The organism is Pannonibacter anstelovis (assembly GCF_036881715.1).
Taxonomy (GTDB): Bacteria; Pseudomonadota; Alphaproteobacteria; order Rhizobiales; family Stappiaceae; genus Pannonibacter; species Pannonibacter anstelovis.
This window is the reverse complement of sequence record NZ_JBAKBF010000006.1, coordinates 201,381-224,866: the sequence shown is the minus strand read 5'-3', so window position 1 is coordinate 224,866 and position 23,486 is coordinate 201,381. Positions and strand designations below refer to the sequence as shown.

Genomic DNA, 23,486 nt, shown 5'->3' with positions numbered 1-23,486 from the left:
TGCCTTCCTGCCGTTTCAGGGCCGGACAGGCCGGGCAGGGGCGATGCTCCCGCGCATTGCGGTGCTGGACTGGGCCTGGGCAGAAACCCTGCTGGCGCTGGGCGTGCCGCCGGATGCGGTGGCAGAATCGCCGCTCTATGGCGCGCGTGTCGTCAGCCCGGCGCTGGCGGAGGGCACCATCGATCTGGGCCTGCGCTCCTGGCCCAACATGGAACTGCTGCGCGCCTTCCGGCCTGACCTGATCGTCACACAGACCGGCTATGGCGTGCCGGCGGCCATGCTGGAGCCTGTCGCGCCCGTGCTGTCCCTGCCGCTTTACACGCAAGAGCGCCAGCCGCTTAAATTGGCCGAGACAGGACTTGAGGCGATTGCGGCCCGCCTGCAGCGCCTTGACGAGGCCACCGCCTATCTGGAACAGGCGGAGCAGCAGTTTGCATCCTTCCGGGAGAAGCTACAGTCCTACGATGGCCGCCCTCTCCTGATCCTGAAATTCGCCAGTGACCGGCTGGCCGATATCTACGGCCCCGGCAGCCTCTTTCATGACGTGCTGGATCGTTTGGGCCTGCCGTCAGCATGGCCGCATAGCGGCAGCCACTGGGGCTTCTCGACAGCAGGCCTCGATGCGATCGCGGCAAATCCGGAAGCGCGCATCGTCATCATCGAGCCGGGTCCGCCAGAGGCGCTCGCCGCCAGTGGGCTGTGGCGGGCCATCCCGGCGGTGCGGGCAGCGCGCGTGATCAGTATTCCGCCGGTCTGGGTCTTCGGGGCTTTGCCGTCTGCCCTTCGTTTTGCCGGTATTCTCACCAAGGCCCTGCAAACCTCATGACGCTTCGTCTTCCCTTGCTTCTTGCGGCGCTGCTGGTGCCTGCCGCCGTATTGACCCTTGTGGCCTACAGCGCCCATGTGCCCCTGTCCGCGCTGGGCGTGGCGCTGCTCACACCGGACCCGGCTGTCTTCAGTGAGATCTATCTGCATTATGCGCTGGTGCCGCGCCTTGCCGTGGCGGCGCTGGCCGGGGCCGCGCTGGCGCTGGCGGGAGTGGTGTTTCAGCAGGTGCTGAAGAACCCGCTGGCGGAACCGGCAACCCTCGGCCTTCTCTCCGGTGCGCAGCTTGGCATCATGGCGGCAACGCTGCTCGTGCCCGCACTCGCCATGTGGCAGCGCGAGGCGGCGGGGTTGGCCGGCGGCTTTGCTGCGCTGGCGCTGGTGGGAATGCTTGCCTCCCGGCACGGTTTTTCGCCGGTGACCCTGCTCTTGTGCGGCATGATCGTCGGCTTCTTTGCCGGGTCGGCTTCCGTTGTGCTGGCCCTGTTCCAGCATGAATATCTGCGCTCGGTCTTCATCTGGGCCAGCGGATCGCTGGTGCAGAACGATTTTTCCGATGCTGCGGCCTTGGCTGTGCGTCTGGCAGTCTGCGTGCCGCTGCTGGCGCTGCTGTTCAGGCCACTGACGGTTGCCGGGCTCGATGATGCCAGCGCCCGCAGCCTGGGCCTATCCATCCGCACGATCCGGCTTGTTGCCCTGTCGCTGGCCTGCATTCTCTCCGCGCTGGTGGTGGTGCGGGTGGGGGTGATTGCCTTCGTTGGCCTTGCTGCGCCGCATCTGGCAACGCTGGCCGGTGTCCGGAGTTTTGCCGGGCGTTTTGTCTCTGCGCCCATCATTGGCGCGGCGCTGCTGCTGCTTGCCGACAGCATAGTGCTGGCGCTGTCGGGCGTGATTGCCGAAGTGCCCACGGGAACAGCCACGGCCATGGCCGGAGCCGTTCTGCTGCTGGTGCTGCTGCGCCGCATGCCTGCGAGCGCAAGGGCGGGTGGCTCCCAGACATTACCGCCAGCTGTGCCAGCTGCCAGCCGTCAGCGCCTCGTCCTGCTGCTGGCTCTGGCCTGTCTTGCCGCCCTCACGCTCTTCTCCCTCACCAGCCAGCTGCATCCGGGTGGCCTCGCCGCCGGAGAACTGATCGAAGGGCGCTGGCCGCGTGTGCTGGCATCTGCCGCTGCCGGTGCGATGCTGGCGCTGGCTGGCGGGCTCATTCAGGCGATGACCGGCAATCCGCTGGCCAGTCCTGAAGGGCTGGGCGTCAGTTCGGGGGCAGGGCTCGGCATCACCGTGGCGCTGTTTTTGACCGGTTCCTTCTCTCCTCTCCTGCTGCTGGGGGGCGGAGCGGGCGGGGCGGTGCTCGCCTTCCTCTTCGTGCTGGCCATCACCCGCAAGTCCGGCCACGCACCCGGGCCGGTGCTGCTGGCCGGTGTTGCCATAGGCACATTTGCGGCTGCGCTCATATCCTTCATTCTGGCCAGCGGTGATCCGCGTGCGGTCTTCGTGCTGGCCTGGTCCATGGGGCCGACCTACCGCGCCGCCGGACTGACGGCCCTTGCCTCGCTGGCCATCCTGCTCGTTGTGCTGCTGGTGCTGCCGCTGATGGGGCGCTGGCTGGAGATTCTGCCGCTGGGCGACACCACAGCCCGGGCGCTGGGCCTGTCGCCCCGCCGCTCGCGCACCTTGCTTCTGGCGCTCTCGGCCCTGCTGACGGCTGCCGCCACGCTGATAACCGGCCCCCTTAGCTTCATCGGCCTCATCGCGCCCCATATCGCGGCCTCCGTGGCGCCGGGGCGTGCGCTGCTGCGGATTGCCTGTGCTGCGGCTATTGGCGCTGCTCTGATGGTCAGCGCCGACTGGCTGGGCCGCACGCTCGATTTTCCCTACGAGATCCCCGCCGGCATCCTCGCGTCCTTCATCGGCGGGCCGTATTTTCTCTGGCTGCTCTACCGCAGACCCGCGTGAGGCGCAGTCTGCCGCACAAACGCAAAAAGCCCTGCCGTTGCGGGCAAGTTTTGAATTTTATCTAGGGAAGAGAGAAGGTTGGCTCCGCGAGCAGGACTCGAACCTGCGACCATTCGATTAACAGTCGAACGCTCTACCAACTGAGCTATCGCGGATCACCAGAAGGGCAGTGCCCTTTGCGGTGGCGGCTGTGTGCGCCGCCGTCGGTGAGAGGCGTATAACAAAGGCCTTGAGCATTTGCCAAGCCCTTTCTTCAAGAAAGTTTTCCACAGGGCTGGCTTTGGCGGAAATCTGCGGTCTTTCAACGGCTTGGGCCAGTGGATAACCCATCCGCGCCGGTTCTTGCACCCGTTGCCCGGAATGTGGAGGGGGCTTTTGCGCCGCAGGCTTGCCCTAAGGGCGTCCTTGCTGCGCTGCCGCCAAGCCGTTACAAGGAGAGGATCAGGTTCCCCGGAGGGCCAAGCCCAAGGGGATGAAACGGGAATGCGGTGCGGAGCGACTCAATCCGGGGCTCCAAAGCCGCAGCTGCCCCCGCAACTGTCAGCGGAGAATCTTGCCGCCTCATGCCACTGCAAGGCCAGTCCTTGCGGGAAGGCGCGGCAAGGTGAAGACCCGCGAGCCAGGAGACCGGCCTGATGTTGTGCAACCCCAAGGCCGCCGGGTGGGCGGACCGGAGGACCTGACATGATTTCTACTCCCCCAGACTGGGCGGATGGCAGGGCGGATCGCGCCCGCGCGTCCGCAAGAGAGCCTGACGCTGCCATGCTGCAAGCCTGCGGCTGACCCATGGCGCAGGCTGAAGGGCAGGGGGCGGCAACTTCCGTTCTGGTGACGGGCGGCGCACGCTCCGGCAAGAGCAGATATGCAGAGCAGCTGATCCTCGAAAGCGGGCTTGAGCCTGTCTATGTGGCGACTTCCGCCGCTTGGGACGGGGAGATGGAAGCCCGCATCGGCCTGCACCGCGCACGGCGCGGGGTAGAGTGGCGCACCATTGAGGACAAGGGCGGCATCGGCGCGGAACTGACGGACGTGCTCCGGCGCGAAGCCCTGCCCGGACGTGCGGTGCTGGTCGATTGCCTGACGCTCTGGCTGACCAATCTGATGATGGCCGAAGCAGACCTTGCCGCCGCTACTCAGGCGCTTTGCGCGCTCGTGCCCAATCTGCCTGCGCCTGTTGTTTTCGTTTCGAATGAAGTGGGTCTTGGCATCGTGCCGGACAACGCCATGGCGCGTCAGTTCCGCGATGCGCAGGGCCGTCTCAATCAGGAGCTTGCTGCCGTCTGCAGCCGCGTGGTCTTTGTGGCCGCCGGTCTGCCGCTCGTGCTCAAGCCCTCCTCACAACCGGATATCTCTCTATGACCGATTTTCAGACCCCTGCCGTGGCCAAGATCCCGGCCACCATCGTCACCGGCTTTCTGGGCGCGGGCAAGACGACGCTCATCCGCAATCTCCTGACCAACGCGGACGGGCGGCGCATTGCGCTGATCGTCAACGAGTTCGGCGATATGGGCTTTGACGGCTCGCTGCTGGATGGCTGCGCCGATCCGTCCTGCTCTGCCGATGATGTGGTGGAGCTGACCAACGGCTGCATCTGCTGCACCGTGGCCGATGATTTCCTCCCAGCCATGGAAATGCTGCTGGCCCGCGAGACGCCGCCGGACCACATCGTCATCGAGACGTCAGGCCTTGCTCTGCCCCAGCCGCTGGTGCGGGCCTTTACCTGGCCCAGCGTCAAGACGCGGGTGACGGTGGATGGTGTTGTCACCGTGCTGGATGCGGCAGCTCTCGCCGAAGGGCGCATCGTGCTGGACGAGGAAGCCCTTGCCGCGCAGCGCGCTGCCGATGAAACGCTGGATCATGACAATCCGGTGGAAGAGCTTTTCCACGATCAGCTCGCCTGCGCCGATCTGGTGGTGCTGAACAAGGCCGATCTGGTCGATGATCACGCGCTAGAGCATATCCGCGAGCATATCGCAGAAGATGTGCGCGCCGGTGTCGAGATCATTGCAGCTGAAAAGGGTTCGCTGCCCATCGACGTGCTGCTGGGCCGCTCCTCCGCTGCGGAGGATGATCTGGCTGCCCGCCGTGCGCACCATCATCACCACCATCATGACGATGATGACCACGATCACGATCACGATCACGATGATGACCATGACCATGATCATGATCATGATCACCACCATGACGATTTCGAAAGCCATGTGGTCATGGCGCCGGAGTTTGCCTCGCTGAAGGACATCGAGGCTGTGGTGCTGCGGGCGATGGCGCTGAAGGGCGTGCTGCGCATCAAGGGCGCGGTGGCGGTCTCCGGCAAGGCCGCGCCTGCGCTGGTACAGGCGGTTGGCCCGCGTGTCGAGGCCTGGTTCGCGGCAGGTGCCAAGGCGCCCGGCAAGCTGGTGGTGATTGGCCTCAAGGGGCTCGATCTTGCGGCTGTTTCTGCTGCGCTGGCCTCAGCTGCGGCTGGGCGTGCTGCCTGACCCTTCGCGGTGTGGACCCCCGCCGCCCCGCTCCTGACGCAAGTTGCGCAAGGGGCGGGGCGCGGGGACAGGCACACCCAGTCTGAGCCTATTGAAGGCGTGCCAGATGCATATCCTCGCAAGTCAAACCCGGCGGATTGATGACGGCGGTGATGCCGTGGACCTCGCGCAGGACCCGGCGGATCTGGTGTTCCTGTCGGCGGCCGATACGGAACTCTCGGCTTTCGCCGCGGCGCATGCCTCCCTTGGCGGCGATGTTTCGCTGCGGCTGGCCAGTATTCTGGCCCTCAGTCATCCCTATTCGGTCGATCTGTACGCGGAAAAGACGCTCGCCGGGTCGAAGATGGTGGTGCTGCGGCTTCTCGGTGGGGCGGGCTACTGGTCCTACGGGCTCGACCGTCTGCGGGAGGAAGTCAATCGCAGCGGGTTGCAGCTGGCTGTCTTTGCAGGCTGCGACAAGTGGGATGAGGATCTGGCCGCTCTCTCCACCGTACCGGTGGACGCCGTGCGGCGGCTGTGGCGCTATTGCATTGAAGGTGGTGCAGAAAATTACCGCAATGCCCTAAGGTTTTGCGCTCATCTCATTGGCAAGGATCAGGAGCCGCCCCTGCCTGCGCCCTTGCCGCGTGCGGGCATCTTCCTGCCCGGCCACACCGCACCGGGGCTCGATGATCTGACGGCCCGCTTCGCAGATCCGGCCCGGCCGGTTGCTGCGCTGGTCTTCTACCGGGCGCTGGTGCAGGCGGGCGAGACAGCGCCTGCCGAGGCGCTCTGCCGTCATCTGGAGGGGCAGGGGCTCAACGTGCTGCCCATCTTCGTTGCCTCGCTGAAGGATGCGGAATCGGCTGCCGTGCTGTCGGCCCTGTTCGAGGCGCTGCCTCCGGCAGTGGTGTTGAATGCGACGGCCTTTGCCGTTTCCAGTGGCGGACGCGTGCATCAGCCGTCACCGCTGGATGCGCCGGGCCGCCCGGTGCTGCAGGTGGTCTTCTCCTCCTCATCGCGGGCGGGCTGGGCGGAAAGCACGCAGGGGATCTCCGTGCGTGATCTGGCCATGCATGTGGTGCTGCCGGAGCTGGACGGGCGGCTGATGACGCGGGCGGTCTCGTTCAAGGAAGAAGGCATCCTTGATCCCGCCACCCAGTTCCGCCCCGTGCTCTTCAGGCCCGAAGAGAGCCGCATGGCCTATGTGGCAGCGCTGGCGGCAAACTGGGCGAAGCTGGGCGGAAAGCCTGCCGCTGCGCGCAAGGTGGCGCTGGTGCTCGCAAACTATCCTGACAGTGACGGGCGCATTGCCAATGGTGTGGGGCTGGACACGCCTGCCTCCTGCGCGGCCCTGATCGCGGACCTGCGGGACGCAGGGTATGATGTTCCTTCGGATGCGCCGGTCACCTCCGAAGCACTGATGGCGCATCTGCTGGCCGGGGTGACCAACAGTCCGCAAGGACGGGCAGGGCGCCGGGTGGATGTGCGCTTCGCGCTTGCTGACTACCGCAAGGCCTTTGCGTCCTTTCCGGAGGCGGTGCAGGCGCAGGTGACGGCCCGCTGGGGCGTGCCGGAGGAGGATCCGGCCATGCGCGATGGCGCTTTTCATCTTCCGCTGACCCGCTTTGGCAGCATCTATGCAGGCATTCAGCCTGCGCGTGGCTACAACATTGATCCGAAGGCGACCTATCACGATCCGGATCTGGTGCCGCCGCACAACTACTTTGCCTTCTACATCTGGCTGCGCGAGGTGGCGGGTGTCGATGCCATCGTCCATCTCGGCAAGCACGGCAATCTGGAATGGCTGCCGGGCAAGGCGCTGGCGCTGTCTGAAGAGTGCTATCCGGAAGCCGTGCTGGGCCCGGTGCCGAACATATATCCTTTCATTGTCAATGATCCGGGCGAGGGTATGCAGGCCAAACGGCGGGCCTCTGCCGTTATTGTTGATCACCTGACGCCGCCACTGACGCGGGCTGAAAATTATGGCGTTGCCAATGAAATGGAAAACCTGCTCGATGAGTACTATCTCGCCAGCGGTGTTGATCCGCGCCGGCAGAAGGTGCTGACGCGGGACATTCTGGAGCTTGCCTCCGTTCATGGGCTTGATGCGGATATCGGCCTGACGCCGGACATGTGCGAGACGACCCGTCTGGCGCGGCTGGATGCGCATCTGTGTGACCTCAAGGAATTGCAGATCCGGGACGGGTTGCATGTGCTGGGCGAGAGCCCGCAGGGGCGGCTGTTGCATGACCTGCTGGTGGCGCTGGTGCGCGTGCCGCGTGGAAGCAGGTCTCAGGATGAAAGCCTGATCCGGGCTCTGGCGCGTGATCTTCTTGGTGGGGCGGCTGAGTTTGATCCGCTGTCCTGCGATTTCTCCGCCCTCTGGACCGGGCCGAAGCCGGAGCTTTTGGCGGGCATGTCCGATGCCCTTTGGCGCTCTTGTGGTGATACGGTGGAGCGGCTTGAAAAACTGGCTGTTCTGCTTGTCTCCGGAGAAATGAAATGTCCGGAACTGACTGCAACAGCTTCTGTTCTTCAGGAGATTGAGGCCACTTTGCTGCCCGCTGTCGCGGCCTCCGGAGCTGCGGAAACGGCAGCGGTGCTGGCGGCGCTGGATGGCCGTTTCGTGCCGCCGGGGCCGTCCGGCGCGCCAACCAGAGGCCGGCCGGATGTGCTGCCTACGGGACGGAATTTCTATTCGGTCGATGTGCGCGCCGTGCCGACCGAGGTTGCCTGGCGGCTGGGGCAGGCTTCGGCGGCGGAAGTGGCGCTGCGCTATTTTCAGGATGAGGGCGAGTGGCCCAAGGCACTGGTGCTGACCTGCTGGGGCACGGCCAACATGCGTACCGGCGGCGATGACATTGCGCAGGCGCTGGCGCTGATCGGCGCAAGGCCGGTGTGGGAACCGGGCTCCGGGCGCGTCACCGGTTTCGAGATCATGCCGCTGTCGGAGCTGCGCCGTCCGCGCATCGACGTGACGCTGCGCATCTCCGGCTTCTTCCGCGATGCCTTCCCGCATCAGATGGACCTGTTCACCAGCGCCGTGCGGGCGGTGGCCGCGCTCGACGAGCCGGAAAGCGCCAACCCGATGGCGGCGCGGGTGCGGGCTGAGCGGGCGGAGCTGCAGGCGAGGGGGCTAGCCCGGGACGATGCCTTTGCCGAGGCTTCCATCCGTGTGTTCGGCTCCATGCCCGGTGCCTATGGGGCAGGTTTGCAGGCGCTGATGGATGAGGGGATCTGGCAGGAGCGGGAGGATTTCGCCGATGCCTTCCTCGCCTGGGGTTCCTATGCCTATGGCGGCGGGGCGAAAGGCGAGGCGGTGCGCGAGCGCTTCGAGACGCGCCTTCGCGGCGTCGATCTGGTCCTGCACAATCAGGACAACCGCGAGCATGACCTGCTCGACAGCGACGACTACTACCAGTTCGAGGGCGGCCTTGCGGCAACGGTCGAAGCGCTGACGGGGGAGGTGCCCGTCAGCTATCACACCGATCATTCACGGCCAGAACGGCCCGTGGTGCGGGCGCTGTCGGAGGAGATTTCCCGCGTGGTGCGGGGCCGGGCGGCGAACCCGAAGTGGATCGCCGGGGTCATGCGCCACGGCTACAAGGGTGCCTTCGAGATTGCCGCGACGCTGGACTATCTCTTTGCCTTCGCGGCGACGACAAGGGCGGTGCGCGAACATCATTTCGATCAGCTTTACACCGCCTATATCGAGGATGCCGCCGTGCGGGAGTTTCTGGCCCATGCCAACCCTGCCGCCTATGAGGATATTCTTCAGCGCTTTGACGAAGCCATCCGGCGCGGGCTCTGGACGCCGCGCCGCAACTCCGTCCATGCTGGCCTCTCCAGCCAGCTCACATCCCAAGCCATGAGGGCCTGACCGCCGTGACCGAGACCGACACCGAGATTCAGACCGAAGAAGACGTGAACGCCCGCCATGCCGAGAAGATGCGCAAGAAGAAGGCGGCGCGCGACAAGATCATGGCCACCAAGACCATCGAGAAGGGTCTGACCATCGTCCACACCGGCAAGGGCAAGGGCAAATCCACCGCAGGCTTCGGCATGGTGTTCCGCTCTCTTGGTCACGGTCACCGGGTCGGCGTGGTGCAGTTCGTCAAGGGCCGCCTCGACACGGGCGAAACCCATGCGCTGGAGCGCTTCGCCGATCTCGTTACCGTCAAGCGCATGGGTGAGGGCTTCACCTGGGAAACGCAGGACCGCCAGCGCGACATCGCTGCGGCGCAGGAAGCCTGGGATGCAGCCAAGGAGATGATCACCAGCGGCGACTACCGGATGGTGCTCTGCGACGAGCTGAACATCGTGCTGCGCTACGATTATCTCGATATCGCCGAGGTGGTCGCATTTCTGAAGGATGAGAAGCCGGAAGACGTGCATGTCGTCATCACCGGGCGCAACGCCAAGGATGAGCTGATCGAGGTGGCCGATCTCGTCACCGAGATGGAGCAGGTGAAACACCCCTTCCGCTCCGGTGTGAAGCCGCAGGCCGGGGTGGAATACTGATGGCGCAGGCGGGCATCCGCAAGCCCGCCCTGATGGTGCAGGGCACGGGATCGAATGTGGGCAAGAGCCTGATCGTCGCAGGCCTGTGCCGCCACTTTGCCAATCAGGGCCTGAAGGTAGCTCCCTTCAAGCCACAGAATATGTCGAACAATGCTGCTGTCACCACGGATGGCGGCGAGATTGGCCGGGCGCAGGCGTTACAGGCCATGGCCTGCCGCATGCCGGCTACCGTGCACATGAACCCGGTGCTGCTGAAACCGGAGACGGATACGGGTGCTCAGGTGATCGTGCAGGGCCGCCGCTTCGGCACCATGCGGGCGCGCGAATATGGCTCGCGCAAGGCTGAACTGCTGCCGAAGGTGCTGGAGAGTTTCGCCCTGCTGTCGCAGGAGGCGGATCTGGTGTTGGTTGAAGGGGCTGGCAGCCCGGCGGAAATCAATCTGCGCCAGGGCGACATTGCCAACATGGGCTTTGCGCAAGCCGCTGACCTGCCGGTGCTTCTGTGCGGGGATATCGACCGGGGCGGGGTGATTGCCTCGCTGGTCGGTACTCATGCGGTGCTGGAGCCGGAGGAGCAGGCTCGCATCCGCGCCTTTTTCATCAACCGCTTCCGGGGCGATCCGTCATTATTTGATGATGGCCTTGGCGAGATCGTCCGCCGCACGGGCTGGGCCTCTGCCGGGGTGGTGCCGTGGTTTGCGAAAGCCGGGCTGCTGCCGGCCGAAGATGCTCTCGGGCTTGAGGATGGGCTTGGCAACGGGCCGGTGAAGATCGCTGTGCCGGTTCTCGCCCGCATCGCCAATTTTGATGATCTCGACCCGCTGCGGCAAGAGCCGGAGGTGACGCTGGTGCTGGTACAGCCCGGCCAGCCGCTGCCGGGCGATGCGGATGTGGTGCTGCTGCCCGGCACCAAGTCCACCATGGGCGATCTGGCTTTCCTGCGGGCACAGGGCTGGGACATCGACCTTGCCGCTCATCACCGGCGCGGCGGACGGATCATCGGCCTTTGCGGCGGCTACCAGATGCTGGGCCGCACCATTGCTGATCCGGACGGCATCGAGGGCCGCGCGGGCACGGTCGAGGGGCTTGGCTTCCTCGATGTGCATACGGTGCTGACAGCGGACAAGAAGCTCCGTGAGGCGCAAGGCACCTTCCTGCCGGGTGGCGTGCCCATCTCCGGCTATGAGATCCACCTTGGCGAAACCTCGGGCCCGGATTGTGCAAGGCCGGTTCTGAGCCTGCAGGATGACCCCGGCAGCACGCGGCACGACGGAGCCCAGAGCGCCGATGGCCGGGTTCTGGGCACCTATCTGCACGGGCTTTTTACGGGAGACGCCTTCCGTGCCGCCTGGCTTTCGGGCCTCGGAGCGGCAGCGCAAGTCTCCTACACTGCGTCCATGGATGCGGTGCTCGATGAACTGGCCGGGCATCTGGCCCGGCACATGGACATGGACCTGATCCTGCGTATCGCGCAATCACGAAAGTGATTGCGGATCAGTCATCCCACCCGAAACGGTCAAACACCGGTTCCTGGCACTTGTAGGCGACCGGGCATTGCGGCGTATCCTTTGTCGCAGCCGTTACCGGAACTGCTTGTTCCCAGCGGTCGCAATAGCTGTGGTTGGCAACAAAGCGGTCATATGTGACGGGGCCGGTGGTGAAGACCACGGCTCCGTTGCGCAACACGGTCTGCTGAGCCTCGGCGCAAGTCATCTGCCGCAGGTCGGGTCTTGCTGCGGCAGCGCTCGTGCCTGCCGCGAGAACCGCGAGCGTGAGGGCGGCATGTCGCATGAATCCAGACATCATCATCTCCATCAAGAGGCCCCGATCCTTCCGCCCCGCCATGGAAGGCGGCAAGTGCGGGGAAACATCTGCCGGTTACTGCTACAACGGCAAAAGGAGAGCTAGGTTCCCGCAGACAGGCGGCAAGGGCAGGGCAGCCCGCACGCGTTAACGATTGCGTGTACGCTCAAGCTCGACGCTGGCGCGCCCTTGCGCAATTGGAAGGGGAGCGCCGGGCTTGTGAACCCGCACGCGCACTTTTTCGATCCGGCTGTCGGCGGCCAGAACCGCCTCAATGATCGCCCCGGCCAGCCGCTCGATCAGATTGAAGCGGTTGTTCAGCACCACGCCTTCGATGGTCTTCACCAGCATGCCGTAGCAGACCGTCAGGTCATACTCGTCTTCGCGGCTGGCAGGCCCGAGATCGAGCCAGCAGCTCATGTCGACGATGAACCGCTGGCCCAGGCGCATCTCCTCCTCGTAGAGCCCGTGATAGGCGTAGAAGGCAAGATCTTCGAGGTGAATGGCATCCATGGAGGGCTCACAGGCTGGTACCGCAGCAGATAAGGGCGGCAGGCCAGCGGGTGATAGGCGATTGGCGGGGGAAAATCCAGCGGTGTGCCGGATAAACGGGCTGACGTGCTGCGAAGGGCAGATTTGCTTCTTTTTGCCTGACGGTGCTTTCAATCGCGTCATTCAGTTTTATACTTGATATTATAGGAGTAATTTTAGGGATGTCCTACGTAAGAGCCCTTATTGCACTCAACTTGAGTTGCCTTTTTTGAACTGCAGGTAGCCATGTTCAAGGGAATGCCAGCTAGCGAGCTGCTGAAATTGTTTCTTTCGCTCCCGGTCTCTGCATGTTTGCTGGATAAGGAATTCCGCTATGTGGCGGCCAATCAAAAATATGCGGCAATGCTTGGGGTTTCTCTGGAGGAACTTAAAGAAAAGTGTATCGGGGAATTCTGTCCGCCTGAGATTGTGCAGAATGCACGGCGGGATTTTCAGTTCCTTTCGAACGGGATTGATGTTCCTGATCACGAGATCGAATTCCGCGGGGCGCATTACCTGGTCTCTGTCACCTTGCTTGCACTTGAAGCGGCAGAGGAGTTTCCGGCGGTTTTCGTGACCCTGTCGGACATTTCTGGCCGCAAGCGGATGGAAATGGAGCGGGCGGAAACGAACCGTCAGCTCTCCGAGGCCTACGAGAAGATCAAGCGGCTTGCTGCGACTGACCCCTTGACAGGTGTGCTAAACCGGAACGGCCTGCAGGATTTGCTTGATACCGGGCTTGGCCGCTTGCAGCAGGATAATCTGCCCGTCTCTCTCGGGTTGATCGACGTTGACTGGTTCAAGCGTTACAATGACACCTATGGCCATCCGGCGGGTGATGCTGTTCTGCAGCAGGTGGCCAGCCTCATCTCCGGGCAGATCCGAAGCGCTTGTGACGCGGTTGCTCGCTACGGGGGAGAGGAGTTTGTGGTTCTCATGCCAGGGGCCACCGCTCAGCAGGCCTTTGAAATTCTTCAGCGTATCAATTTCGCAGTTGCAATACAGGCCTTCGGGCATAAGTCCAGTCCACTTGGGCATGTGACCATCAGTGCCGGAGGGGCGTGCCTCCCGTCTGGCAGCTGGCCCAGCGGCAGAGAAGCTGTCTATGGCTTGCTGCTGAAGCAGGCCGATGAGGCGCTGTATGCTGCGAAGTCCGCGGGCCGCGACCGCGTGCATTTTTCCGGCTTGAACGGTTAGAACAACTTGCGGGCCGGGGAACTGCCTTGGCAAACGGCAGGATGAGGCTGCTCCAGCTCATCCTTTGGTGATATTGCGCCGCAGATACAGCCCGCCTAAAACCCAAGGAAGGCTTACAAATATCGCTGGCAAACCGTTCGTCACGTAACGGAATGGGCCAGTTGGACGCGGGAGCAGGCGAGGCATGTTTTCAAAGATCCTGATCGCAAACCGGGGCGAAATCGCCTGCCGGGTTATCAAGACCGCAAAGCGGATGGGCATCAGGACCGTAGCCGTTTATTCCGACGCGGACCGGGACGCCCTGCATGTGGAGATGGCGGACGAGGCGGTGCATATCGGCCCGGCTGCGGCCTCCGAGTCCTATCTGGTGATGGACAAGATCATCGCTGCCTGCAAGCAGACCGGCGCAGAGGCCGTGCACCCCGGCTATGGCTTCCTGTCCGAGCGTGCTGCTTTCCCGGCTGCACTGGCGGCGGAGGGCATTGTCTTCATCGGCCCCAACCCCAAGGCTATCGAGGCCATGGGGGACAAGATCGAATCCAAGAAATTCGCCAATGCCGCCAAGGTCAGCACAGTGCCGGGCTATCTGGGGGTGATCCAGTCACCGGAGGAAGCCGTGCAGATCGCAGAGGAGATCGGCTATCCGGTGATGATCAAGGCCTCGGCCGGTGGCGGCGGCAAGGGCATGCGCATTGCATGGAATGCGGGCGAAGTGCATGAGGGCTATGCCCGCTCCAAGTCGGAAGCAGCCTCTTCCTTTGGCGATGACCGTGTGTTCATCGAGAAGTTCATCCAGAACCCGCGCCATATCGAAATTCAGGTTCTGGGCGACAAGCATGGCAACGTGATCTATCTGGGCGAGCGTGAATGCTCGATCCAGCGCCGCAATCAGAAGGTCATCGAGGAGGCTCCATCTCCGCTGCTGGACGAGGCGACGCGCCGCGCCATGGGCGAGCAAGCCGTGGCGCTTGCCAAAGCCGTGAACTACGACAGCGCAGGCACGGTGGAATTTGTCGCCGGGCAGGACAAGAGCTTCTTTTTCCTGGAAATGAACACCCGCCTGCAGGTGGAGCATCCGGTGACTGAACTGATCACCGGCATCGACCTGGTGGAGCAGATGATCCGCGTTGCTGCCGGCGAAAAGCTCTCCATCAGCCAGTCCGATGTGAAGCTGAACGGCTGGGCCGTGGAAAGCCGCATCTATGCGGAAGATCCTTACCGCAATTTCCTGCCCTCCATCGGCCGGCTGGTGCGCTACAGGCCGCCGCAGGAAGAGGTGAGCGATGGCGTGACCGTGCGCAATGACACGGGCGTGGTCGAGGGCTCGGAAATCTCCATGTTCTACGACCCGATGATCGCCAAGCTGATCACCCATGCGCCGGACCGGGCGACGGCAATAGAAGCCATGTCGAATGCGCTCGACGCCTTCTATGTGGATGGCATTCAGCACAACGTTCCCTTCCTCACCTCGCTGATGAACCATCCGCGCTGGCGCGCCGGAACCCTCTCCACCGGCTTCATTGCCGAGGAATATCCGGATGGCTTTGCTCCGGCGGAGCCGGATGCGGCCGCGCTGGAAACCCTGGCTGCCGTTGCACTGACCATGGAAACCCTGCGGCGCGAGCGGCTGGACCATCTGCCGGGCCGCCTGCGTCCGCATTCGGGTGCTGTGCGCGAGGCCTGGACCGTCAAGATCGGCAAGGACTACATCCCCGTTCGCCTCACCGAAGGTTATCCCGGCACGCCCATCGAGATGGATATTGCCGTGGGCGAGGGTGCGCCTGTGACGGTCACTTCCAGCTGGGTGCCGGGGGATGTGCTGTGGAATGGGACCGTTGGCGGCAAGCGCGTGACCGCGCAGGTGCGCCCGGTGCGCAGCGGCTACCGGCTCGACTGGCAGGGCTTTTCCGTCATCGCCCGCGTCATGACCCCGCGCACGGCGGAGCTGGACGCCTTGATGCCGGAAAAGCTGCCGCCGGACACCTCCCGCCTGCTGCTGTGCCCGATGCCGGGCCTCGTTGTCTCCATCGCCGTCACCGAGGGGCAGGAGGTGAAGGCGGGCGAGCAGCTGGCCATCGTCGAAGCCATGAAGATGGAAAACGTGCTTCGCGCCGAGCGGGACTGTGTTATCTCCTCGATCAAGGCCAAGCCCGGCGACAGCCTGGCGGTGGATGCCGTGATCATGGAGTTTGAATGACGCAGTCCTCTGGCGGGATCGATACGGTCCTGTTCGATCTGGACGGGACCCTGACCGATCCTTTTGCCGGGATCACGCGGTCCATCCAGCATGCCCTTGCAGCCCTTGGCGCCGTTGTGCCGCCAGCCGAAGAGCTCGGCTGGTGCATCGGCCCGCCGCTGTGGGACAGTTTCGCCGTCCTTCTCAACAGCAGCGACAAGGAGCTGCTGGACCGGGCCGTGGCGCTCTACCGCGAGCGCTACACGGTCACCGGACTTTACGAGAACGAGCTGATTACGGGCATCGCGCCGCTGACCCGCAATTTGTCTGAAGCTGGTTTCTCGCTTTATGTCGCGACCTCCAAACCTCACGCCTATGCCGGCAAGATCGTCGAGCATTTCGGCCTGATGCCGGATTTCATCCGCGTCTATGGCTCGGAGCTGGACGGCACCCGTTCGGCCAAGGCGGAGCTGATTGCCTATCTTCTCGCCGAGGAAGGGCGTTCACCGGAGCAGTGCGTCATGATCGGTGACCGCAAGCATGACCTGATCGGCGCCAATGCCAACGGCTTGCGCAGCATTGGCGTGCTCTGGGGCTACGGCTCGCGCGAGGAGCTGGAGGCGGAGAAGCCTGCCCTGATCGCCGCCGAACCTGCCGGTATCGGGAGCTGGCTTTCAGTCTGACTGAAAAATACGGGCATGACCTCTTGCGCCATAGGGGCAAGCGGGTCTATGCCTTGGCACAGAAGTTCTCGGGGCGGGGTGCAATTCCCCACCGGCGGTATCAGGCAGGCTTGTTTCTGTCTGGAGCCCGCGAGCGCCTCTCCGGTTTGCCGGAGAGGGTCAGCAGATCCGGTGCGATGCCGGAGCCGACGGTATAGTCCGGATGAAAGAGAGCTTGTGCGCCAGCTGGCCCGCCCGCCGCAAACGGGTGCGGTTTGCCATGCGCATGATTGTCCCCGGGGACATGACGACAGCGTTGGAGCGCCGTGCATGTCCGCAAATACCTATTCACGCCAGCCGCTTGCGGCCGCCGCCTGTATGGTGGGGGCAGGGGCGTCCTTTGCCATCGTCAATCTGTGCCTGCAGGGCGCGACGATGCTGCACGGGCTGCCTGCCTCAAGCGCGGCTTTCTGGCAGTATTTTGTCGCCTTCGTTTTTGCCCTGCCGCTGGTGCTGCGCGGCGGGTTGAGGCGCTTCACCATGCGCCGTCCCGGCCTGCATGCCCTGCGGGTTGTGCTGGCCGTTGGTGGTGTGCAGGCCTGGGCCTTCGGTCTGGCCCATGTGCCCATCTGGCAGGCCATCGCGCTGGTGATGACCTCGCCCTTCTTCGTTATCGCCGGGGCGCGGCTGTTTCTGGGCGAAGCCGTCAGCCCGCTGCGCTGGCTGGCAACGCTCACCGGCTTTGCCGGCGGCATGATCCTGCTGGCGCCCTGGTCCGATGACTTCGTGCTGGCGAGCCTTCTGCCGGTTCTGGCGGCTGCTCTCTGGGGCGGGGCGTCGCTTGTTACCAAGCGCCTGACCGGCGAGGAAGAGCCTGAAACGGTGACCCTCTTCCTCCTGATGCTGCTGACGCCTGCCAATGCACTTATGGCGCTGGCCGATGGTGGCACGGTGCTGCCGCAGGGCTGGGGCATTGGTCTGGCGCTGGGCGCCGGGCTCTTCACCGTCAGCGCCAACTATCTGCTGACGCTGGCCTATGCCCGCGCAGACGCCGCCTTCGTGCAGCCCTTCGACCACCTGAAACTGCCGCTGAACATCCTCGCCGGCTGGCTCGCCTTCGGCTTCGCACCGGAAGGCTACCTCTGGCCCGGTGCAGCGCTCATCCTCGCCGGGTCGTTCCTCGTTCTGGCCGACGAAAAACGCTCAGGCCGCCTTACCGCACAGGCGGCGTGAAGGCGGCTCAAGTCTGCCTGTCCAGCCGGTTAAAGCGGTTGAAATGTACCGCAAAGGTCAAGTGAAAGTGCGCCCCTTACAGGTCCCGGCACAAGGCCGGGACGGCGCAGGGAGTGTCTATTCTATTGGAGCCAGTTCAACTCGCTTGCCCTAAGCCATGCGGCACTGCGTTGGGGGCATATTGCTCTGGCATCCTCACCGTACCGTCCCGGCCTTGTGCCGGGACCTGTAAGGGAGGTGCTGCCTGCAAGATATGTCCTGACTTGCTGTTGGCCTTGCGGGGCCGTTTGTCCTCAAACCACCGCCCCCTCCAGCTCCGCAACGCTGCCTGGCTCTATGCCCTTTGCCAGCGCAAAGCCTTCATCCAGCCAGCCGGTGACGCCGCCGATGAGTTCCTTCACCGGCAGGCCGAGCCGGGCGAGGCGGACGGCGGCCTTGTTGGCGCCGTTGCAATGCGGCCCGGCGCAATAGACGACGAAAAGCGAGCCTGCCGGAAACTCCGCCATCCGCCGCTCCGTCATCTTGCCATGCGGCAGGTTGAGCGCGCCGGGCAGATGGCCGCTTTCGTAAAGCGCTGGGCTGCGCACATCCAGAAGCACAAAGTCCTGCTGTCCCGTTGCAAGGGCGTGATGCACGTCCCAGCAATCGGTCTCAAAGCCAAGCCGTGCCTCGAAATGGGCAAGAGCCTCGGCGGAAGGGGCGGCGGGGAACTGGGTCACGGAACTGGGCATCGTCTCATCCTCGTGTTTCTCCGGCACCTGTGTCTGCGGCGGGCCGGGCTGCGATGGGCTGAAGATCGCTGGAAATCCGTTTCGTCACCATTGGCCTGAATGCCATTGTCCGGTAGGATCATGCCAAGTGATCAAAGAGGGCGTCATGGGTGTTCAGGAGCAAGGGGCAGAGCAGGCACCGCTGGCGGTGGCGCTGGTCTATGAGGGGCTAAGCCTCTTTGAATTTTCCATCTGCACGGAGGTTTTCGCATCCAAAAAGCCGGAGGTGGAGGGGCCGTGGTATCGCTTTGCCGCTGTCGCGGTGGAGATGGAGACCGTCTCCGCCAGCGGCGGCGTTTCAGTGCGGGCAGACGCGCCGCTGAGCCTCGTTGATGAGGCGGATATCATCCTCGTGCCCGGCTGGCCGGGGCGTGACCACCGGCTGCCGCACGGCCTGAAGCAAAGGCTTCAGACAGCGCATGCACGAGGTGCGCGGCTGGTGACTTTCTGCAGCGGTGCCTTTCTGCTGGCGGCGGCGGGATTGCTGGATGGACGCAGAGCGACGACGCACTGGCGCTACATCCCGGACCTGCGCCGGGTGGCGCCTGCCTCTGACATCGTCGAGGACGTGCTGTTCGTGGAAGACGGTAACGTGCTGACGGCGGCGGGGTCTGCTGCCGGGATCGACCTTTCCCTGTCGCTGGTCCGCCGGGATTTCGGCTGGCAGGCGGCCAATGCGCTGGCCCGCAGCCTTGTGGTTCCGGCGCAGCGGGAGGGTGGGCAGGCGCAGTTCGTGCCAAGGCCCGTTGCCCGTTTTCCTCAAGGCTCGCTCGCGCCGCTGCTGGAGCGGATCGAGCGGGAACTGGACCAGGAGTGGGATTTGCAGCGCATGGCGGATGCCGCCTGTTGCAGCCTGCGCACCCTCAGCCGCCGCTTCCGCGATGCCACCGGCCTAGCGCCGCTCGACTGGCTGATCCGCGCCCGCATCCGCCATGCCTGCAATCTGCTGGAGGCAAGCAGCGAGAGCATCGACGCCATCGCCGCCCGCTGCGGCTTCGGTGCGCCGGAAACCTTCCGCCTGCATTTCCGCCGGATCATGACCGTGCCGCCTTCACGTTACCGTGCGGAGTTTCAAGGCTCCATTAGTCCAGCGTCAGAGGAAGCTTCTCAGAACGCCTCGCTGCGCTCCATCAGTTCGCGGCCATAGGCACTGGTCAGCGCGCCCGCCTTAAGCGCCGAGACTGGCGCAATTTCCTCCAGCTGGCCATGGCGCAGCACACCCAGCCGGTCGCAGAGGAAGGAAACCACCGGCAGATCGTGCGTGACGAGCAGATAGGTGAGGCCGCGCTCCTCGCGCAAGGACTTCAGCAGGTTGAGGATTTCCGCCTGCACTGACACGTCGAGCGCCGAGGTCGGCTCGTCAAGCAGCAGCAGCTCCGGCTCAAGCATCAGGGCACGGGCGATGGCAACGCGCTGGCGCTGGCCGCCGGAGAGTTGATGCGGCAGGCGGAAGCGGAACTTGCGGGCAAGGCCGACGGCATCCAGCATGGACAGAACGCGCTGGTCCCGGTCACCAAGCCCATGGATCGCCAGCGGTTCACTCAAGGTATCATCCACCGTCTTGCGCGGATGGAGCGAGCCGTAGGGGTCCTGAAACACCATCTGCACGTGGCGCATCATCGCCTTGGTGCGTTTGTGGCCGAGCGGCAGGCCGCTGAGCGTCAGCGCGCCGGACCAGCTGTCCACCTGTCCGGCAAGTGCCTTCAGGATGGTGGACTTGCCGGAGCCCGATTCTCCTACGAGCGCAAAACTCTCGCCGGTGGCGACGGAGAAGCTGACATCCCGAACCACTGCCGTGTTGCCGTAGACAACCGTGAGGCCTTCAACGCCGATCATGCCAGTTTCTCCAGTGCGGCGCGGTCGAGCACGGGCAGGCGCTCGCGGGTCTCATTGAGGCGGGGCAGGGAAGCGATGAGCCCTTGCGTGTAGGGGTGCTTCGCCTCATGCAGCTTGCCAGCAGCACATTCCTCGACGATTTCGCCGTTGAACATGACAAGGATGCGGTCGCACCAGTGCGAGACCATGTTGAGGTCGTGGCTGATCAGCATCAGTCCCATGCCGCGGCGGCGGACGAGATCGTCCATGATTTCCAGCACCTGCGCGCGGACGGACACATCCAGCGCCGAGGTCGGCTCGTCGGCAATCATCAGGTCCGGCTCAAGGATCACCATCATGGCGATCATCACCCGCTGGCCCATGCCGCCGGAAACTTCATGCGGATAAAGCGCATAGACCCGCTCCGGATCGTTGATCCGCACCGCTTCCAGTGCTTCCAGAACCTTTGTCTTGCGGGCTTTCGCGCTTATCCGGGCATGGAAGGCGAGGGCTTCGCCGATCTGCTCACCGATGCGCATAACCGGGTTTAGCGAGAACTTCGGGTCCTGCATCACCATGGACATGCGCGCCCCGCGCAGGCGGCGGTATCCGGCCTCACCGGTCTTCGTAAGGTCAATGCCGTCAAACACCATCCGGTCTGCGGTGACGCGGCCCGGATGACCAATCAGACCCATGATGGACCGGCCTGTCATGGACTTGCCGGAGCCGGATTCACCCACGATGCCAAGCCGCTCGCGGCCCAGAGAGAAGCTGATGCCCTTAACCACCTCCACCTCGCCGCGTTCGGTGGGGAAACGGACCTTGAGGTTCTGAACGTCGAGAAGCGTGCTCATGACCCGTCCCTCATTTCGTGCGCTGGCGCGGATCAAGCACGTCACGCAGGCCATCGCCGAAGAGGCAGAAGCCGAGGCTGACGATGACGATGGCAAAGCCGGGCATGGTGGCCACCCACCACTGATCCAGAATGAAAGCCCGTCCGCGGGAGATCATCGCCCCCCATTCGGGCAGCGGCGGCTGCGCGCCCAGGCCGAGGAAGCCGAGGCCTGCGGCGGTCAGAATGATGCCCGCCATGTCCAGCGTGACGCGGACGATGGTGGAGGACATGCACAGCGGCAGGATGTGGCGCAGGATGATGCGGCCGTGGCCCGCCCCCTGCATCCGCACCGCGGCGATGAACTCCGCCTTGCGGATGGTCAGCGTTTCAGCGCGGGCAAGGCGGGCATAGACCGGCCAGGCGGTGATGGCGATGGCTATCACCGCATTCTCGATGCCGGGTCCGAGGGCGGCGACAAAGGCAAGGGCAAGGATCAGCCGGGGCATGGACAGGAAGATATCCGTGAGCCCCATCATGATCCGGTCCGCTACCCCGCCGAAATAGCCCGATATGGCCCCGATGATGAGGCCGAGCGGCGCGGAAATGATGGCCACCAGCAGCACGATGAACAGCGTGATCCGGGCACCGTGAATGACACGGCTGAAGATGTCACGGCCCAGCTCATCCGTGCCCATCCAGTGGGCGGCGGAGGGAGGCATAAGGCGGGCTGTCAGTTCTCCCTGCAGGGGATCATAAGGCGCAATCCACGGCGCGAAGGCGGCCGCCAGCAGCAGTGCAAGGATGATCACCAGCCCCACCACCGTCAGCGGGTTGCGCAGAAGCGCGCGCAAGGTGCGGTAGCCCTGGCCCAGCTGGGCCTGCAGGCGGGTGGCGGGAGTTTCGTCCAGCAGCCAGTCGCGGGTCGAGCTCATGCGCGGGCCCTCGGGTCGAGAAGGAGATAGAGCGCATCAGACAGCTTGTTGATGCAGATGAAGACGGCACCGATCACCAGCGTTGAACCCAGCACCGCATTCATGTCGGCGTTCAGCAGGGCGTTGGTGAGATAGTTGCCGATGCCCGGCCAGGAGAATACGGTCTCGATCATCACGGATCCTTCCAGCAATCCGGCGTAGGACAGGCCGATAACGGTGATCAGCTGCACGCGGATCGGGCGGAAGGCGTGGCGCCAGATCACCACCCGCTCCGGCGCGCCCTTCACACGGGCCGTCGTGATGAACTCCTGCCCCAGCTGCTCCAGCATGAAGGAGCGGGTCATGCGGGCGATATAGGCGAGGGCGAAAAAGCCGAGGATGGTGGCGGGCAGGATGATATGGGCGAAGGCGCTTTTGAAGCTGTCCATGTCGCCGTCGATCAGGCTATCCACCAGCAGCAGCCCGGTGTGCGGCGTCACCATGCCATCAAGGAAGATGTCGATCCGGCCCGGCCCGCCAACCCATTGCAGCTTGGCGTAAAACAGCACGAGACCGGCAAGCCCCAGCCAGAAGGCAGGGACAGCATAACCGGCAAGACCGATGACGCGGATGATCTGGTCGATGACGCTGCCCTGCCTTGCGGCAGCCCAGACGCCCAGCGGCACGCCAATAGCAACGCCGATGATGATGCCGAGCGTTGCCATCTCGAATGTGGCCGGAAACACTCGCGCCAGATCCTCGATCACGGGATTCGAGGTCGTCACCGCCTTGCCGAGATCGCCCTGCAGCACATCGCCCACGTAACGGGCGAACTGGACAAGCAGCGGATCATCAATACCCATCTGCTGGCGCACGGCATCATAGACTTCCTTCGGCGCCCGGTCACCGACGACTGCCAGCACCGGATCAATGGGCACAACGCGGCCGATGACAAAGGTGATTGCGAGCAGGCCGAGGAAGGTCAGTGCGATCGTCGCGGCAAACCACAGCAGGGAAGTGAGCCGGGCAGGAAGGGCGCCCCGGCGGCCGGTCAGGGTGGCGTTGCTCACGGCGTTTTCCTTGCCAGTTAAACTTCTTTTGACGTAGCAAAATTTTTTTACTAGCGTCAAAGAAATTTTGGAGATCCGGGATGAGCAACGCCCTCAAGGACGCTGAGGAGACGCAAGCCGCTGCAACAGTGGCGGCGACGCCGCATTTTGGCGGCCGCATCCGCGAGCTGCGCCGCAAGGGGGATCTGACCCTGCAGCAGCTGGCTGATCAGGCAGGCATTTCCGTCGGCTTCCTGTCGCAGGTGGAGCGCGGCAAGGCCACGCCCTCGCTAGGCACGCTGGCTGCCATCGCCGATGCGCTGGGTGTTGAGATCGACTGGTTCGTGGCGACGCCAAAGCCCGCCAACAGCATCACCCGCTCGGGCGAGCGTGAATTGTTCTCGCTGGGCGAGGGGGCCTTGTCCTACGAGCGGCTCAACACGGTGCTGCCGGGCGGCACGCTGTCGTCAGTGATCGTCCACATCCCGGTTGGCTATTCCTCGGAGCAGACTTCCCACACGGGTGAGGAGCTGATCGTCGTGCTGGAGGGCACATTGCGCCAGACGCTGGGCGAAGCAGTCTTCACGCTCAACGCCGGGGACAGCCTGCATTTCATGGGCGACACGCCCCATTCCTTCGCCAATGCCGGAGACCGGCCGGTCCGTATCCTGTGGACCGGCAACACGCCCCGGCTCATTGGCCGAACCCCCGACCAGCCGTAGCGGGGAATGCTGCGGCCA

The 23,486-nt window shown here is 64.1% G+C and carries 20 protein-coding genes, 1 tRNA gene and 2 riboswitches; of the genes, 13 read left to right on the top strand and 8 right to left on the bottom strand.

Annotated elements, in window-relative coordinates; genetic code table 11:
- The first annotated feature begins 43 nt into the window (after window positions 1–43).
- Window positions 44–826 carry an ABC transporter substrate-binding protein gene (locus V6L75_RS11725; RefSeq protein ID WP_334251699.1) on the top strand — a complete coding sequence of 261 codons (783 nt, stop codon included), beginning with the start codon at window positions 44–46 and terminating at the stop codon, window positions 824–826.
- Window positions 823–2,781, top strand: coding sequence for a Fe(3+)-hydroxamate ABC transporter permease FhuB (gene fhuB / locus V6L75_RS11720; RefSeq protein WP_334251698.1), 1,959 nt, complete (start codon window positions 823–825; stop codon window positions 2,779–2,781). The genes V6L75_RS11725 and fhuB overlap by 4 nt, the downstream gene beginning before the upstream one ends.
- Window positions 2,782–2,860: 79 nt before the next feature.
- Here the strand turns inward: fhuB and V6L75_RS11715 are convergent.
- Window positions 2,861–2,936, bottom strand: a tRNA-Asn gene (locus V6L75_RS11715).
- A gap of 271 nt (window positions 2,937–3,207) precedes the next feature.
- Window positions 3,208–3,431, top strand: a riboswitch (cobalamin riboswitch).
- Between the two features lie 136 nt (window positions 3,432–3,567).
- Between V6L75_RS11715 and cobU the strand changes: the two genes are divergently transcribed.
- The 5 genes from cobU to V6L75_RS11690 all read left to right on the top strand — a co-directional run bounded on the left by cobU (window position 3,568) and on the right by V6L75_RS11690 (window position 11,251).
- The gene (cobU, locus tag V6L75_RS11710; RefSeq protein ID WP_334251697.1) at window positions 3,568–4,140 is read left to right on the top strand and encodes a bifunctional adenosylcobinamide kinase/adenosylcobinamide-phosphate guanylyltransferase; all 573 of its coding nucleotides are present in this window, start codon (window positions 3,568–3,570) and stop codon (window positions 4,138–4,140) included.
- Window positions 4,137–5,261 (top strand): cobalamin biosynthesis protein CobW, encoded by a 1,125-nt coding sequence (gene cobW, locus V6L75_RS11705; RefSeq protein WP_334251696.1) that lies wholly within the window; start codon window positions 4,137–4,139, stop codon window positions 5,259–5,261. The genes cobU and cobW overlap by 4 nt, the downstream gene beginning before the upstream one ends.
- Before the next feature lie 106 nt (window positions 5,262–5,367).
- Entirely contained in the window at window positions 5,368–9,123 is a 3,756-nt protein-coding gene (cobN, locus tag V6L75_RS11700) for a cobaltochelatase subunit CobN (RefSeq protein ID WP_334251695.1), read from the top strand.
- 5 nt (window positions 9,124–9,128) lie between these two features.
- Complete coding sequence (gene cobO / locus V6L75_RS11695; protein ID WP_334251694.1) at window positions 9,129–9,764, top strand: cob(I)yrinic acid a,c-diamide adenosyltransferase; 636 nt, start codon at window positions 9,129–9,131, stop codon at window positions 9,762–9,764.
- A complete protein-coding gene (locus V6L75_RS11690) occupies window positions 9,764–11,251 on the top strand; it encodes a cobyric acid synthase (protein ID WP_334251693.1) in 1,488 nt (495 codons plus the stop codon). Before cobO ends, V6L75_RS11690 begins: the two co-directional genes overlap by 1 nt.
- A 7-nt stretch (window positions 11,252–11,258) precedes the next feature.
- Here V6L75_RS11690 and V6L75_RS11685 read toward each other — a convergent pair whose 3' ends face one another.
- Together V6L75_RS11685 and folB are read right to left on the bottom strand one after the other, a co-directional pair.
- Window positions 11,259–11,567 (bottom strand): hypothetical protein, encoded by a 309-nt coding sequence (locus tag V6L75_RS11685; RefSeq protein WP_334251692.1) that lies wholly within the window; start codon window positions 11,565–11,567, stop codon window positions 11,259–11,261.
- 147 nt (window positions 11,568–11,714) lie between these two features.
- Entirely contained in the window at window positions 11,715–12,080 is a 366-nt protein-coding gene (folB, locus tag V6L75_RS11680) for a dihydroneopterin aldolase (RefSeq protein ID WP_019965807.1), read from the bottom strand.
- Window positions 12,081–12,344: 264 nt separating this feature from the next.
- Between folB and V6L75_RS11675 the strand changes: the two genes are divergently transcribed.
- The 4 genes from V6L75_RS11675 (at window position 12,345) to V6L75_RS11660 (ending at window position 17,366) form a co-directional block, all read left to right on the top strand.
- On the top strand, window positions 12,345–13,295 hold the full coding sequence (locus V6L75_RS11675) for a sensor domain-containing diguanylate cyclase (protein ID WP_334251691.1): 951 nt from the start codon (window positions 12,345–12,347) through the stop codon (window positions 13,293–13,295).
- 184 nt (window positions 13,296–13,479) lie between these two features.
- Window positions 13,480–15,492 (top strand): acetyl/propionyl/methylcrotonyl-CoA carboxylase subunit alpha, encoded by a 2,013-nt coding sequence (locus V6L75_RS11670; protein WP_334251690.1) that lies wholly within the window; start codon window positions 13,480–13,482, stop codon window positions 15,490–15,492.
- A complete protein-coding gene (locus V6L75_RS11665; RefSeq protein ID WP_334251689.1) occupies window positions 15,489–16,154 on the top strand; it encodes an HAD hydrolase-like protein in 666 nt (221 codons plus the stop codon). The genes V6L75_RS11670 and V6L75_RS11665 overlap by 4 nt, the downstream gene beginning before the upstream one ends.
- A 60-nt stretch (window positions 16,155–16,214) precedes the next feature.
- A riboswitch (FMN riboswitch) is annotated at window positions 16,215–16,372 on the top strand.
- A gap of 91 nt (window positions 16,373–16,463) precedes the next feature.
- The gene (locus V6L75_RS11660) at window positions 16,464–17,366 is read left to right on the top strand and encodes a DMT family transporter (protein WP_334251688.1); all 903 of its coding nucleotides are present in this window, start codon (window positions 16,464–16,466) and stop codon (window positions 17,364–17,366) included.
- Between the two features lie 293 nt (window positions 17,367–17,659).
- Here the strand turns inward: V6L75_RS11660 and V6L75_RS11655 are convergent, their stop codons facing one another.
- Window positions 17,660–18,097 carry a rhodanese-like domain-containing protein gene (locus V6L75_RS11655; RefSeq protein ID WP_334251687.1) on the bottom strand — a complete coding sequence of 146 codons (438 nt, stop codon included), beginning with the start codon at window positions 18,095–18,097 and terminating at the stop codon, window positions 17,660–17,662.
- A 145-nt stretch (window positions 18,098–18,242) separates the two neighbouring features.
- On the opposite strand from V6L75_RS11655, the gene V6L75_RS11650 reads away from it, so the two are divergent.
- Entirely contained in the window at window positions 18,243–19,283 is a 1,041-nt protein-coding gene (locus V6L75_RS11650) for a helix-turn-helix domain-containing protein (RefSeq protein ID WP_334251686.1), read from the top strand.
- Here the strand turns inward: V6L75_RS11650 and V6L75_RS11645 are convergent.
- Genes V6L75_RS11645 through V6L75_RS11630 form a run of 4 tightly spaced genes read right to left on the bottom strand, consistent with a single transcriptional unit; the run spans window position 19,244 to window position 22,767 of the window.
- On the bottom strand, window positions 19,244–19,972 hold the full coding sequence (locus V6L75_RS11645; protein ID WP_334251685.1) for an ABC transporter ATP-binding protein: 729 nt from the start codon (window positions 19,970–19,972) through the stop codon (window positions 19,244–19,246). The genes V6L75_RS11650 and V6L75_RS11645 overlap by 40 nt on opposite strands.
- Window positions 19,969–20,805 carry an ABC transporter ATP-binding protein gene (locus tag V6L75_RS11640; RefSeq protein ID WP_334251684.1) on the bottom strand — a complete coding sequence of 279 codons (837 nt, stop codon included), beginning with the start codon at window positions 20,803–20,805 and terminating at the stop codon, window positions 19,969–19,971. Before V6L75_RS11640 ends, V6L75_RS11645 begins: the two co-directional genes overlap by 4 nt.
- 10 nt (window positions 20,806–20,815) lie before the next feature.
- On the bottom strand, window positions 20,816–21,718 hold the full coding sequence (locus V6L75_RS11635) for an ABC transporter permease (protein WP_334251683.1): 903 nt from the start codon (window positions 21,716–21,718) through the stop codon (window positions 20,816–20,818).
- Entirely contained in the window at window positions 21,715–22,767 is a 1,053-nt protein-coding gene (locus V6L75_RS11630) for an ABC transporter permease (RefSeq protein WP_425498751.1), read from the bottom strand. The genes V6L75_RS11635 and V6L75_RS11630 overlap by 4 nt, the downstream gene beginning before the upstream one ends.
- 80 nt (window positions 22,768–22,847) lie before the next feature.
- Here V6L75_RS11630 and V6L75_RS11625 point away from each other — a divergent pair, with 80 nt between their 5' ends.
- Window positions 22,848–23,468 carry a helix-turn-helix domain-containing protein gene (locus V6L75_RS11625; protein ID WP_334251682.1) on the top strand — a complete coding sequence of 207 codons (621 nt, stop codon included), beginning with the start codon at window positions 22,848–22,850 and terminating at the stop codon, window positions 23,466–23,468.
- The last annotated feature ends 18 nt before the right edge of the window (window positions 23,469–23,486 follow it).

What these genes read in the sequence shown, in the direction of transcription:
- V6L75_RS11625 (WP_334251682.1), top strand. Translation starts at nt 22,848, where the DNA reads ATGAGCAACGCCCTCAAGGACGCTGAGGAGACGCAAGCCGCTGCAACA.
- V6L75_RS11690 (WP_334251693.1), top strand. Translation starts at nt 9,764, where the DNA reads ATGGCGCAGGCGGGCATCCGCAAGCCCGCCCTGATGGTGCAGGGCACG.
- V6L75_RS11685 (WP_334251692.1), bottom strand. Translation starts at nt 11,567, where the DNA reads ATGTCTGGATTCATGCGACATGCCGCCCTCACGCTCGCGGTTCTCGCG.
- fhuB (WP_334251698.1), top strand. Translation starts at nt 823, where the DNA reads ATGACGCTTCGTCTTCCCTTGCTTCTTGCGGCGCTGCTGGTGCCTGCC.
- V6L75_RS11650 (WP_334251686.1), top strand. Translation starts at nt 18,243, where the DNA reads ATGGGTGTTCAGGAGCAAGGGGCAGAGCAGGCACCGCTGGCGGTGGCG.
- V6L75_RS11660 (WP_334251688.1), top strand. Translation starts at nt 16,464, where the DNA reads ATGTCCGCAAATACCTATTCACGCCAGCCGCTTGCGGCCGCCGCCTGT.
- cobW (WP_334251696.1), top strand. Translation starts at nt 4,137, where the DNA reads ATGACCGATTTTCAGACCCCTGCCGTGGCCAAGATCCCGGCCACCATC.
- V6L75_RS11655 (WP_334251687.1), bottom strand. Translation starts at nt 18,097, where the DNA reads ATGCCCAGTTCCGTGACCCAGTTCCCCGCCGCCCCTTCCGCCGAGGCT.
- V6L75_RS11635 (WP_334251683.1), bottom strand. Translation starts at nt 21,718, where the DNA reads ATGAGCTCGACCCGCGACTGGCTGCTGGACGAAACTCCCGCCACCCGC.
- V6L75_RS11725 (WP_334251699.1), top strand. Translation starts at nt 44, where the DNA reads ATGCTCCCGCGCATTGCGGTGCTGGACTGGGCCTGGGCAGAAACCCTG.
- V6L75_RS11645 (WP_334251685.1), bottom strand. Translation starts at nt 19,972, where the DNA reads ATGATCGGCGTTGAAGGCCTCACGGTTGTCTACGGCAACACGGCAGTG.
- cobN (WP_334251695.1), top strand. Translation starts at nt 5,368, where the DNA reads ATGCATATCCTCGCAAGTCAAACCCGGCGGATTGATGACGGCGGTGAT.
- V6L75_RS11670 (WP_334251690.1), top strand. Translation starts at nt 13,480, where the DNA reads ATGTTTTCAAAGATCCTGATCGCAAACCGGGGCGAAATCGCCTGCCGG.
- cobU (WP_334251697.1), top strand. Translation starts at nt 3,568, where the DNA reads ATGGCGCAGGCTGAAGGGCAGGGGGCGGCAACTTCCGTTCTGGTGACG.
- V6L75_RS11665 (WP_334251689.1), top strand. Translation starts at nt 15,489, where the DNA reads ATGACGCAGTCCTCTGGCGGGATCGATACGGTCCTGTTCGATCTGGAC.
- V6L75_RS11640 (WP_334251684.1), bottom strand. Translation starts at nt 20,805, where the DNA reads ATGAGCACGCTTCTCGACGTTCAGAACCTCAAGGTCCGTTTCCCCACC.
- folB (WP_019965807.1), bottom strand. Translation starts at nt 12,080, where the DNA reads ATGGATGCCATTCACCTCGAAGATCTTGCCTTCTACGCCTATCACGGG.
- V6L75_RS11675 (WP_334251691.1), top strand. Translation starts at nt 12,345, where the DNA reads ATGTTCAAGGGAATGCCAGCTAGCGAGCTGCTGAAATTGTTTCTTTCG.